The organism is Nitrospira japonica (assembly GCF_900169565.1).
In the GTDB taxonomy this organism is placed as follows: domain Bacteria; phylum Nitrospirota; class Nitrospiria; order Nitrospirales; family Nitrospiraceae; genus Nitrospira_C; species Nitrospira_C japonica_A.
In genome coordinates this window covers 240,652-253,124 of the sequence record NZ_LT828648.1, presented here as the reverse complement: position 1 = coordinate 253,124, position 12,473 = coordinate 240,652, and the positions used below count along the sequence as shown (strand labels likewise).

The following is a 12,473-nucleotide window of genomic DNA, read 5'->3' as shown; positions in this document are numbered from 1 at the left end:
GGGACGCACGGTGACGGGGAATTTCCTGGTTCAGTGGCAGACTCATGAACATCATGACTGACGGAGTATATGTCCGTTCTGAGCCGGGGAACGGCAATCTCCGACAATTGATCTATCTCACGGGGGCATTGGCCCTTCGAGACATCAAGGGCCGATATCGTCGATCGCTGCTAGGCATTACGTGGGCCGTGCTCCCTCCATTGTTCTATACAGGGGTATTTTGGTTCATGCAAAGCATCTTGGCTATTCCGAGTCCCGACGCCCCTTACGTCGTTTTTGCCTACAGCGCGATGGTCTTGTGGTCGTTATTCTCTTCAATCGTGAACCGCTGCGGTTCCTGCGTGTCCGCCAATGCTGGCATCGTCAAGAAAATAGCCATGCCTTATGAAGTGTTTCCGGTTTCCATGGTTCTCATTGCGTTGTTCGACTTCGGCGTGTCTTTCGTGCTGCTCGGGGCACTTTTGACTTGGCACCATTTCCCTCTCGGGTGGTCGATCGTATGGTTACCGGTGCTGATTGGACTGACGGTGCTCTGTGCATTGGCCGTCGGAATGTTGGTTGCGGCTATCGGAACCTACGCGCACGACGCCCTGTTTGCCGTTCCCTTGCTGATGCAGGTGTGGCTGCTGGTTTCACCGATTATGTATCCCCTCAGCCAGGTGCCCGAGCGGTGGAAGGCCGTGTATCTCATGAATCCCATGGTGGGTCTCATTGAAGGATTTCGCAGCGTCTTGATCAAGAACACGGCCCCCGATCTGACGTTGTTGGGCTTGGCGTTGGTCGGCACCATAGTCCTCCTCGCATGCTCATGGCCCCTGTTTCGCTACATGGCACAGTATTTCGCGGACGTAATGTGATGATGAAACACGACGCCTCTATTCGAGTGGAAGGCCTGTGGAAGCGGTATGGCCTGCCGATAGCACCCGCGTTCCACCGCTTCGTCAAGCGGTTGACGGGCGATAGGCCGGATCATGAAAGGCCCGAGCAGGAGGAAGGGCCTTGGGCGCTTCGCGACGTCTCCTTCGAAGTGAAGCGCGGCGAAACTCTTGGAATTATCGGCCGCAACGGGGCAGGGAAGAGCACGTTGCTCAAGATCCTGGCTGGCGTCACTCCGCCGACCCGGGGAAGAGTCGAAGTGCGCGGCCGAGTGTTTTCGATGATCGAATTGAACGCCGGTATCCATCCCGAACTCACGGGACGCGAGAACGTTTATCTTCTTGGGGCGATCATGGGACTGTCTCGTGGAGAAATGAATGAAGCGCTGCCGGTAATTGAGGAGTTTATCGAACTGGAACGATGGTTTGATCGGCCGGTTCGTACCTATTCGAGCGGCATGCTGGCGCGCCTGGGTTTTGGCGTGGCCACGAGCATCCGGAGCGACGTTCTGCTGATCGACGAGACTTTCTCGGTCGGTGATCTTAGATTCCAGAATAAGGGACTCGCCCGTATCAAGACAATGCGGGATGAGGGGGCTGCGATTCTGCTCGTCACGCATAGCTTGGACATGCTGCAGTTGGTCGCCCTGAAGGGAATCGTTTTGCACGAAGGCCGTATCATCGCCGAAGGCTCGGTGCACGACGGCCTTCGCGCGTACGAGCAACTCGTTTTCCATTCCGAGGCGGAAGGAATTCTACGCCGGAGCCGCCGGATTTCAACCAACGAGTTCACCTTATTCGCGGCTCGGGTATTTGACGCGAACGACTCAACCGTGACGGAGGTGGAGGCTGGGGTTCCGTTCGGAGTGGAAATAGAGTGCACGGTACATAGGACGCTGGAACAGCCCGTGTTTTCCGTGGGGATTCTCAACGCTGCTGGAGTGGTGTGCGTCTGGAATGTTTCGGACGAGGATGGACTCATGGCTTCCCGATCAGAAGGATGCTTTCGGTTGCGGGTGTGGTATCCGGACAACGCGCTGGCCAAGGGCGCGTACGAAGTCAATTTCTCCTTACGGGAGAAAACGTCCTATGAGACTCTGGAGCGGGTGACGGGTGTTACGGGGTTTTCCGTCACGTGCCACGGACGCGCTAGAGGAATTGTAAGGGTTGCTGCCCGATGGAGCCTGACGAGACTGTTACCGACTGAATCACACGAATGCCGCGAGTGGACCACGGTAATTGGAGACAGTCGGCCATAAGATGGCTGCAATAGTGAACTCGCACGGAGATGGTTTCGTGATTGGTCGAGTGGTTACAACATTCAATCGATGGATTGGAGGATCTCCGCCGTCGAGTGCGGCCGGGGACGTGCGTGTGACGCGCGCGGCGGGGTCAGCCAATGACCATCCCCTTGAGAATTACGATGATGAGGAAGCAGCACGCGGCGCACTCGAGGTCGTTCGGCCCTATACGATGTTGTCATATCGGCGCCTGATCACGCTCTGGCAGCAGATTCGGTATCTCGACACAGCGTCGGTGCCGGGAGCCATGGTTGAGTGCGGGACGTGGAAGGGAGGCGCGTGCGGCATGATGGTTCTGGCGCATCGCTGCGCCGGCGACGTCTCCCGACCGCTTCACTTGTTCGATTCCTTTCAGGGATTGCCGGAACCACAGAGCGAAAAGGACGGTGATATGGCCGTGCGCTATGCCGCGGACCGCGCCTCCGGCTCCTTAAACGGCATTGGGAAATGTGTAGGCCCGCTCGAAGACAATCAGAGATTGCTCGGAGAAATCGTTGGCTACCCTTCTGAATTGACTCACTATCACGTGGGTTGGTTCCAGGACACGCTACGAACGGTGCCTGAAACAGTGGGTACCATTGCGTTGCTGCGCATAGATGGAGACTGGTACGAGTCGACGAAGATATGCCTTGAATCATTATATGCCAAGGTGAGTTCCGGAGGAATCGTGGTAATCGATGACTATGGAAAATGGCCGGGCTGTCGAAAAGCTGTGGACGAGTTTCTCTCGACCTTGGCTCGTCCCGTATTCTTGAACCATATCGACGCAGCGGGCCGATACGTGATCGTTCCCTGATTGCGAGGACAAGCCCGAGGAACATCCGGCCGATGCTCGTGTGATCAGGCTCGAAACGGCTGTCCGAGGGTTGCACGACTCCATGAAGACCGAAACGGTGTCAGCCTATGCGCTTCCCTCGCCTCATGTGATCTCGAAAAGAGCGGCGATACTCCAGTCTGATGGGTCAATGAACCGATCCCTTCGCCGAGAATTTGTCGATGAATTTTTCTCCCGTCATGTCGCGGTGATATCGAAAGGGAGCACAGTCTTGGATTTGGGCGGGCACCGACCTCCGAGGCGTGGCCGGTTCGACATCGATCGCTACGGCCTCTCCGTGCGCTCTGCGAACATATCGGTGTCACGACGTCCCGACGTGCAGACCGATGCGTCGCGTCTCCCCTTCTTGACTGAGAGTTTCGATGCCATTATTTGCTCGGAGTTGCTTGAGCATGTTCCGGAGCCCTTGCCGGTCCTGAGAGAAGTACATAGGACGTTGCGCCCGCATGGTGTGCTGCTGATGTCCGTCCCGTTTCTGTTCCACATCCATGCAGACCCACATGATTACGGCCGGTATACGGACCAATATTGGAAAGAGAATCTGGATCGCATCGGGTTTCGAGATGTCGTGATCGAGAAGCAGGGGCTCTTCTGGAGCGTGATCGTCGACATGATGCGTGGATGGCTCTGCGAATGCAGGAGAACAGGACGTCTGCATTCGGCCTTGTCCGACAGGGTTGCGACGATGGTCATTCGCCGGGCGAAGAAATGGGCTCTGGAGCGGGAACAGCTGATCCCTGTGGCCAGCGAACAATATGTCAGCCGTTATACGACGGGATTCGGCATTCGAGCGGTAAAGCCATGAACAGGCCAAAAGTTCACATGACCGGCGGGGACGGGACCGGTTGGGCGCTCGATGAGGATCTCAGGCTCACTCGGCAAGCCCTGTCCGATATCGTCGAATTCAGCGACCTGGATCATTGTGAGGTGATCCATTCGGTCTGGTGGGAATCGTTGCTTCGGGTTCCCGAAGCTATCGCAGTTCGGGCTTTCGTCGTCTGCCATATGTCAGGCGAGCCGTTTCGATACCTCACCCTGCCTCAGCACAGACATGTCGTCGGCCTGGTCGATTGTTGGATCGCGCAGACGGCCGAGGCGGCGCGCCAGTGCCGAGCAGTGGGGCTCCCCCATATCGTCGTCCCCTATACCACGGACGTTGCGAAGTTTCATCCGATCTCCGCCGGAGACACGGTGCTCGGTGAATTGGGACGGACATGGCGTCTGCCGACCGACCGTTATCTCCTCGGAAATTTCCATCGCGATTCGGCCGGATTCGACCTCAGTATTCCCAAAAGAACGAAAGGCCCGGACATCTTCTGCGAGATCGTCAGGGGACTCCATCGCGAAGGACACGCCGTGCACGCAGTGCTTGCGGGACCGCGACGTCATTGGGTGAGAAAACGATTTGCCGAGTGGGGCGTGCCCTACACCTTCGTCGGCCAGCTGATGGAGGAGGACGACTATCAGACCAATATGCTTCCGCAGCAGGTCTTGAATCAGTTGTACAACCTGTTGGATCTCTGCGTTGTGTCGAGCCGATCAGAAGGAGGGCCGCGAACATTGATGGAGGCAGCCGCGGCGCGTCGAAAGGTGATCAGCACTCCTGTCGGTTTGGCTCCCGATCTGCTCGATCCGTCATGCCTGTACCGGACTCCCGTTGAGGCGGTCGGAATGATTCGGCGAGACATTCAGACCAATTATCTATCCGGTACGGTCGATACACATTACCGCAACGTGCTGACGCGCCACCGACCCGAAGCGGTAGCCGCGCTGTTTCGCGACATTTACGACAGAATTGGGAAGGGCGCCATGGCCCGGAAGCCGAAATGGACGAGCGGAGATGCCGCGCCGCCGCCACGGCCACCGGCAGGGGTCATTCGGCGCGTCTTGAAAGCCTGGAGGGGACATACATTGAAGGTCTGTCTCTGGCATCGGTTCTTTGCACCGCCGTACGGAGGAGGCAATCAATTCATGTTGGCCCTACGCAAGGCGCTGCGTCGACGCGGCGTCTGCGTGGTGGAGAATCAGCTTCGAGACGACATCGATGTCTATTTGCTGAACTCCGTCCATTTCGATGTGGAACAATTCCTGGAGTTCAGCCGGCGGCGACCGCTTCGAGCGGTGCATCGGATCGACGGCCCCATTCATTTAATCAGAGGATTCGACCGTGAGAAGGACGAACTCTGTTTCGACCTAAATGCCCGGTTTGCCTCTTCGACGGTGCTGCAGTCCACATGGACGTATCAGCGCATCGCCGAGATGAGCTACAAACCCGTCAAACCCGTGATCATCCAAAATACGGTCGATCCGGACATCTTTCACCGGCGTGGCCGCGTGCCGTTCGACGGTTCGCGGAAGATCCGTCTGATCGCCACCAGCTGGTCGAACAATGCCCGCAAGGGTGGGCCGGTCTATAAATGGCTCGAACGTCACCTGGATTGGGACCGGTTCGACTTCACGTTCGTGGGTAATGCGTCGGAGCCGTTTGAACGGATTCGGAGCCTGCCCGCGGTTCCTTCCGAACAGCTCGGGGCCCTGCTTCGGCAGCATGACGTCTATCTGACCGCCAGCCAGAACGACCCCTGTTCGAACGCCGTGATCGAGGCCCTCGCCTGTGGCCTGCCGGTCCTGTACCGGAATGACGGCGGGCATCCCGAGCTGGTGGGATCCGGCGGATTGCCGTTCAGCGAACCTGAGGAGATTATTTCGCAATTGGATGTGATGGCATCCAATTACGAAGTGTTTCAGCGACTCATCGTGGTGCCGACCATGGACGAGGTGGCGGACAAGTATCTCACGCTTCTGAAGGAAGCCGCGGGTTAGCGTCAGCGAAACGAAACCTTTCACTCCGGCATACCCGAACTGGCAGACATGGGAATTGGAAAAGACATCGAGCGGCGTGGGCATGTCGTAGGGTTTCGGGAAGAGATTGCGAACGCAGCCGGACAAGGCGACGACTATTTCTTCGGATGGTTCGACAATGGAAAAGATAAGGAATCGTCTTTTATCAGGGGACATTGGGATTTCATGTTCCATATCGCATTGCCCATGGCTCCGTATATGGCGAATCCAGAGGACAAAGTCGCATTGGAGATAGGACACGGTGGAGGGAGGCTCTTGGCCGCCGCGAGCCGCTCTTTTCGACAAGTCATCGGAACCGACATCCACAATCACAATGCTCAGGTCGTTGAGGCGCTGAGAGAGCGAGGGGTGTGCAACAGTCTGTTATTCAAAACGGATGGAACCACATTGCCGGTACCATCGAATGCAATCGATTGTGTGTATTCCTTCATCGTGTTGCAGCACGTTGAGAAGTTCAGTGTTTTTAAACGTTACCTCGAGGAGACGTACCGGGTTCTCAGGCCGGAAGGGGTTGCAGTGCTCTACTTCGGACGAAAATACGGATGGTCCTTCAACCGGTCATCCAGATGGCTCTACCTGGCTGATCGGTTCACCGAACGCTTTCGATTGGGACGAGGGTTTGAGGAGCTGCCAGCCAGAGTGAACGGCACAAACTTGAAGGTGTCCCTGTCGCACGCAAGTGACCTTGCCATCGCGATGGGCTTTTCCGTGCTCCATACCTTGGTGTCCCGCCGGAGGGTACCTGACGGAATAGCACGCTACGGCGGACAGAACGGCATGGTGCTCAGGAAGCCAGGCGCTTCGTCTGATCGTCGGATAAAGGCATGATGACTTCGTCGATCGACAGAAAGTTCGACACGGGATACGTCTATACGGATCGTCAGACGAAGGCCAAGTATGTATGGCTCAAGTACCGGGACATTCTCGCAGGACGCATCCTTGATGTGGGCGCCGATGCCTGTCATCTCCGGGAGCATCTGCCATCAGAAACTCACTATTGCGGCATTGGCCTCGGGGGACGAGTAGACCGCGTCGTTGATCTCGAAAGATCGCCGCTGCCCTTTCCCGACCGGTCGTTTACATCCGTGCTCTGCCTGGATGTGCTGGAGCATGTCGATAACATCCATGCCGTCTTCGACGAGGTATGCCGTGTCAGTCAGAAATACGTCATCGTGTCCCTCCCCAACGCGTGGGTGGATTTCTACAACATGCTGCGACGGGGTGACTATCGACCAGACCAACCGATGAAGTTTTATGGGTTGCCCGTTGAGCCTCCGCCGGACCGTCATAAGTGGTTTTTTTGTCCCGAGGAGGCGGAGCGGTTCGTTCGATATCGGGCGGAGAAGAACGGCATGCGTATTGTGCAAGAGGACTATGAAGGCACGGCGAACGAGGGGAGCGGCTGGAGGGGTATGGTCAAGACATGGGCGCGAAGGATCCTCATGAGGCCCGACCTTGCGGTCAAGAACCTCTATGCCGGCACGCTCTGGGTCGTTCTCGAAAGAAAATAGCATGCCACAGGCTCACATCGACGCAAACCTCGTCCTGTACTTTACGCGCGGAGTCTCCCTTCAGGCTTGGAAGGATGCGGGTCTGCTTGAACGGGAAGTCTCGCTCTATCAGTCGATGCGACCGCATCTCCAAGGAGTGGCCTTTGTCACCTACGGTGGGGAATCGGAAAACAGTCTGGGCGCCTCTGTCCAGGGCATTCGCATCGTGTACAACAAATGGGCCGTGCCGAAGCGGTGGTACGGCAGGTTGATGTCGTGGGTGCCGCCCTGGCGTAAGAAGCGGAACGTCATCGTCAAGAGTAACCAGATTCAGGGAGCCGATGTCGCTCAACTTGCCGCACGGCGGTATGGGAAGCCGTTCATAGCCCGCTGCGGCTATCTGCCATCGAACAATGCCGCGCGCATATACGGGGATCATTCATCCCAAGCTCGCCGGGCTCGGGATCTCGAACGGACGATCTTTGCTGGCGCGGACCGTGTGGTCGTGACCACCCCTGCCATTCGAGAAACGATTCTCAAACGGTACCAGATCAGTCCTGACCTGGTTCGCGTGATTCCCAACTACGTGGACACGACGATCTTTATCCCCGAGGCAAACGGTGGGCGGGTGGCGAATCGCTTGATGTATGTCGGGCGGCTTGACGAAGAAAAGAATCCGCTGGCGCTGATTGAAGCCGTCCGGGGATTGTCTGTGGAACTGCTAATTATCGGGAACGGTTCATTGGGCGAGCGGTTGCGTCGGGAGATCGAACGGGAGAATCTTCCGGTCCGATTGTTGGGCAACATACCTAACCACCGCCTGCCGGCGCTCCTGACCACCGCGGCGGCGTTCATCATGCCCTCGCTTATCGAAGGACATCCCAAAGCCCTGCTGGAGGCTATGGCATGCGGAAGTCCTGTCATTGGAACCGACGTCCCCGGAATTCGTGAAGTAATCCAACACCGGTCCAACGGATTTCTCTGCGGCACATCTCCCGTGGAAATACGATCGGCGATCGAGTCGGTGCTCGGCGATCGTTCTCTGCAATGCAGAATGGGCAACAGCGCACGGGAGTACGTCGTCCACTCCTGCTCGTTGGACAGGATCGTCGAGATGGAGTTGGAGTTGCTCGGGGAGCTGTCCGCCGCGGCTTGAGTCTGGATCGGGAAGATACATTCCAATGATACCGCAAATACACGGTCTGACCAGAGTGGCGGCTGCTCTCCTGAAACGTCTCGATACTCCGGCCCTCGAGCGGCTGATCACAGGGCTCGCAATCGAACGGGCGGCGACTTTGCCGGCCGATGAATCCCTGCGGTTTCTATTTCGGATGCAAGCCGCGCTGTATCCCATTCTCGGGAAGACGGCCGTCAGGTATGGAGGAGGCGTTCATACCAAGCATCGCCACACGAAGTATCACGATTTCTTTGTCAGGAGAATTCGGGCCCACGAGCGGGTGCTGGACATCGGCTGTGGAATCGGAGCCGTCGCGTTCGACATCGCGGAACGGGCTGGAGCGAGGGTTCTCGGCATCGATCTGGTCTCGGGAAATATCGACGCCGCGAGGCGGCAGCATTCACATCCAAGAGTCGAGTATCGAGTGCAGGACGGTCTGGCATCGTTCGGCGAGCAGTCCTTCGACGTGGTGGTGCTGTCTAATATTCTCGAGCATCTGTCATCCCGTCCGGAGTTCCTTCGCGGTGTCTCGGCCCGCGTGCGTCCTTCGAGGTTCCTGATCCGCATTCCGTTGTTCGAGCGCGATTGGCAGGTCCCGCTCAAACGAGAATTGGGGGTCGAGTGGAGGCTGGATGATACGCATGAAACGGAATATACCCTCGAGTCATTTGATGAAGAGATGCGGCAGGCCGGTTGCCGGATTACGCATCAGGAAGTCCGATGGGGGGAGATTTGGGCTGAGGTAACACCCGATGCCGCCTAAGGTCAGCGTTGTCATGTCGGTCTACCAAGGGGAGCAGTACCTCGAAGAGGCGCTGAGAGGAGTGCTCAATCAGACATGGCGTGATTATGAATTTATTATCGTGGACGATGGATCCACCGACGACACTGCTTTGATCCTGAACAATCACGCGGAGCGCGACCGAAGGATTAAGCTGTTGAAGAACGAGCACAATCTCGGCTTGACCAAATCGCTGAATCGAGCCCTATCCATCGTTCAAGGAGAGTATGTCGCCAGACAGGATGCCGACGATGTGTCGATGCGCCGTCGGCTGGAATCCCAAGTGAAACTTATGGAGAGCCGCCCACAGGTCGGACTGGTCGGGACCGCTTGCCGGGTGATTGATGCAGAAGGGCGTGCTCTCGGCGATTACGTGTGGCCCACGAGCGATACGGCGATTCGATGGCACATGTTGTTCCACAACGCCTTCTGCCACAGTTCGGTTATGTGGCGGCGATCGGCCTTCGGTGAACACGAGCCCCGGTATGACGAAGGGTATCGGTACAGCCAGGACTATGCGTTGTGGACCGTACTGCTCAGATCCGCGAAGGCGGAAAATCTCGAGGTTCCCCTGGTCGCCTATCGATCTCATGACAGGAACATCGAAGCCACTTCACGGGCGGCTCAACAAGACAGTGCCGACAACATTGCCGCACAAGCGATTGATGAGTTGCTTGGTGACGAATTGATCAACCGCGAAAACCTCCGGACACTGCGCCAGTGGTACAACCGGTGGCCTGATCGTCTCGTTGCGTCTGATCGTCATGTGTGCGCGCTGTATCTACGGATATTATCCGCTTTTGTTCGTGTACATTCCTCCCGGTCCGGCGACATGGCAGAGATATGCCGCAGCGTGGTGGAGCGAGTGTTGTCTTCGCTAACCGGTTCTTCTCCGATCGAACTCTGGCGAGCCGGACTAGCCGGCACGCTCCTGCAGCTGGATGGGCCGTTCGTGATGAAGTTCATGGGGAGGGGATATTGGAAGCGTATGAAGAGCCTACTCCGGCCCGTGGTCAGACCCGCGATAAATGAGCGCGACACCAGGCGCCGCCTATGACCGATCCTCTCATTACCGTCGTCATTTGCACATACAACCGAGCGGGATTATTGGCCGGCGCGTTGCAAACGGTCTGCGCCCAAACGCTTGAAGGCAGTCGCTATGAGATCCTGGTCGTCGACAATAATTCGACCGATGACACTGCACAGGTGGTGGGGCAGTGGCAGCATGGGCCGGCGACGGTGCGCTATGTGTTCGAGTCGAAGCAAGGACTTTCGTTCGCGAGAAATCGCGGATATGAGGAGGCTCGCGGCGAGTACGTCGCCTATCTGGACGACGACTGCAAAGTCACGGCTGGCTGGCTTGCAACGGCCGTCCGAGTGATTGAAAAGGAAAAGGCTCTCATCTTCGGCGGGCCGTACTTCGCCTTTTATGACACGGAAAAGCCGAAGTGGTTTCGAGACGAGTATGGAAGTCATGTCCAAGGCGATGTCAGCCGTGCACTTACGGATCAAGAGTATTTGGACGGGGCCAATATGTTCATCAACCGCCGGTTGCTTCAGGGACTTGGCGGTTTCAACCCTCGCTTCGGCATGGCGGGGAATGATTTGGGCTACGGCGAGGAAGTGCGATTTCAGCGACATGCCCGTGAACATCGTGCGGGGCTGGCCATTCGCTATGAGCCTGAGTTGTATGTGCACCACCTCGTATCAAGGAAAAAGATGACGCTTCGGTGGAAGCTGCATCAGATGTTCGTCATGGGGCACGCTTGGCATCGGCTCATCCACGAAGGGGTGCGTGACCTTGCGACTGTGACGGACGTGCTCAAGGAAGCCGTTCGGACGATCAGAGCCCTCTGTCTCGACGTGGTTCGTGGTGTCCTGAGACGGGACCGCAGTCGATATCGCTTCCTGCAGAATTATCTTTACGAACATAGCTTCGTCAGTGTGCATCGATTGGGCCAACTGCATGAGCAGTTCATCGGGCTGATGGCCGCACGACGCGGTCGAGCGTGATGCGACAGGCTGTCGGACGAATGCCATTCATGTGTGGACGAGTGCTGTCTCGATACCCGGTGAGTCCATGGCGACGCATCATGTGCTCAGCTGTGTGAATCAGCTGCGTGAACCCGCTGAGGCGATGTCTCCGAGCGTCGACCATGCAATTCGGCTCCGATCATGAACGCCGGGAACTTCCGTCTGGCCTGATATGAGCGAGACTGCTACGAAGAAATCAAGCCGCCCCACCGTGTTCGCGGTCATTCCCGTATTCAATCGCCTGGCGCTGACCCGAGACTGCCTGCGGTGCTTGCAGGCACAATCCTACTCCAGGCTGGTCATCATCGTCGCGGACGGAGGCTCAAGCGATGGAACAGAGGACGCCATCAAGCGGGAATATCCCTCCGTTGTCCTGATACGAGGAGACAGGGAGCTGTGGTGGACGGGGGCGATGCGCGTCGGGATCGAGTATGCGTTGGAACACCGAACGTCGGATGAAGACGTAGTGCTCATGATGAACAACGATACGCTGATCGATTCGTATTATGTGGAAACGCTGGTCAGAGTGTCACGGGAGCACAAGGCGGCAGTCGGAGGACTTATCGTCGACAGTGAGGAACCATCACGGATCGTCGACGCCGGCGAATCAATTGATTGGGAGAGCTATACGTTTCCTGTTAAAACGACGGTAGGCGCCGGGGAGGTTTTCTACGATCAAATTGACCTTCTATCGGGCCGTGGTACCCTGGTGCCGATGACGATGATTCTCCAAGCGGGGAACGTTAATGCAGAAGTATTTCCCCACTATATCGCCGACTGCGAATTTTTCTGCCGACTTCGGCGGCACGGATTCCGCCTTGGGGTCAGTTACGAGGCGGTGGTCTTGGCCAAGGTCGCCGAAACCGGGATTGTTCTGAAGTCGTCTCGCTTGAAGGTCCGAGAGGCCTGGGAGTTGCTGTTCTCTGAACGATCAGCCGAAAACATCAGGAACCATTGGAGATTTATCCATCACTGCGCTCCGGTCCAATGGCGGTCGCGTGCTAAGAGGCTGCTGGTCCTGCGGCAACTGCGCATGATTGTCCTTAAGACGTGGATGGAATGGGTGGCGTTTCCGTTCTTATGGTGTGCCCAGGGTTTGCGACGAAGAAGCAGTTGAA

General features: G+C 57.1%; 12 protein-coding genes. All 12 read left to right on the top strand.

Going from position 1 to position 12,473, the window contains the following annotated elements; genetic code table 11:
* Window positions 1-44: 44 nt before the first annotated feature.
* Window positions 45-857 carry an ABC transporter permease gene (locus tag NSJP_RS01180; RefSeq protein WP_080885118.1) on the top strand — a complete coding sequence of 271 codons (813 nt, stop codon included), beginning with the start codon at window positions 45-47 and terminating at the stop codon, window positions 855-857.
* Complete coding sequence (locus NSJP_RS01175; protein ID WP_172834075.1) at window positions 857-2,134, top strand: ABC transporter ATP-binding protein; 1,278 nt, start codon at window positions 857-859, stop codon at window positions 2,132-2,134. The genes NSJP_RS01180 and NSJP_RS01175 overlap by 1 nt, the downstream gene beginning before the upstream one ends.
* A gap of 115 nt (window positions 2,135-2,249) precedes the next feature.
* Entirely contained in the window at window positions 2,250-2,972 is a 723-nt protein-coding gene (locus NSJP_RS01170; protein ID WP_231989459.1) for a TylF/MycF/NovP-related O-methyltransferase, read from the top strand.
* An 82-nt stretch (window positions 2,973-3,054) separates the two neighbouring features.
* Window positions 3,055-3,816 (top strand): class I SAM-dependent methyltransferase, encoded by a 762-nt coding sequence (locus NSJP_RS01165; RefSeq protein ID WP_155969743.1) that lies wholly within the window; start codon window positions 3,055-3,057, stop codon window positions 3,814-3,816.
* Window positions 3,813-5,834, top strand: a complete 2,022-nt coding sequence (locus tag NSJP_RS01160; protein ID WP_172834072.1) for a glycosyltransferase — start codon at window positions 3,813-3,815, stop codon at window positions 5,832-5,834. Before NSJP_RS01165 ends, NSJP_RS01160 begins: the two co-directional genes overlap by 4 nt.
* Window positions 5,835-5,882: 48 nt before the next feature.
* Entirely contained in the window at window positions 5,883-6,701 is an 819-nt protein-coding gene (locus NSJP_RS01155; protein ID WP_080885113.1) for a class I SAM-dependent methyltransferase, read from the top strand.
* On the top strand, window positions 6,698-7,384 hold the full coding sequence (locus NSJP_RS01150) for a methyltransferase domain-containing protein (protein ID WP_080885112.1): 687 nt from the start codon (window positions 6,698-6,700) through the stop codon (window positions 7,382-7,384). The genes NSJP_RS01155 and NSJP_RS01150 overlap by 4 nt, the downstream gene beginning before the upstream one ends.
* Before the next feature lies 1 nt (window position 7,385).
* Window positions 7,386-8,519 carry a glycosyltransferase family 4 protein gene (locus tag NSJP_RS01145; protein ID WP_172834071.1) on the top strand — a complete coding sequence of 378 codons (1,134 nt, stop codon included), beginning with the start codon at window positions 7,386-7,388 and terminating at the stop codon, window positions 8,517-8,519.
* A 25-nt stretch (window positions 8,520-8,544) separates the two neighbouring features.
* On the top strand, window positions 8,545-9,303 hold the full coding sequence (locus NSJP_RS01140; protein WP_080885110.1) for a class I SAM-dependent methyltransferase: 759 nt from the start codon (window positions 8,545-8,547) through the stop codon (window positions 9,301-9,303).
* Window positions 9,293-10,378, top strand: coding sequence for a glycosyltransferase family 2 protein (locus tag NSJP_RS01135; protein WP_080885109.1), 1,086 nt, complete (start codon window positions 9,293-9,295; stop codon window positions 10,376-10,378). The genes NSJP_RS01140 and NSJP_RS01135 overlap by 11 nt, the downstream gene beginning before the upstream one ends.
* Complete coding sequence (locus NSJP_RS01130; protein WP_080885108.1) at window positions 10,375-11,334, top strand: glycosyltransferase family 2 protein; 960 nt, start codon at window positions 10,375-10,377, stop codon at window positions 11,332-11,334. Before NSJP_RS01135 ends, NSJP_RS01130 begins: the two co-directional genes overlap by 4 nt.
* A gap of 193 nt (window positions 11,335-11,527) precedes the next feature.
* The gene (locus NSJP_RS01125) at window positions 11,528-12,472 is read left to right on the top strand and encodes a glycosyltransferase family 2 protein (RefSeq protein ID WP_080885107.1); all 945 of its coding nucleotides are present in this window, start codon (window positions 11,528-11,530) and stop codon (window positions 12,470-12,472) included.
* Window position 12,473 lies beyond the last annotated feature (1 nt).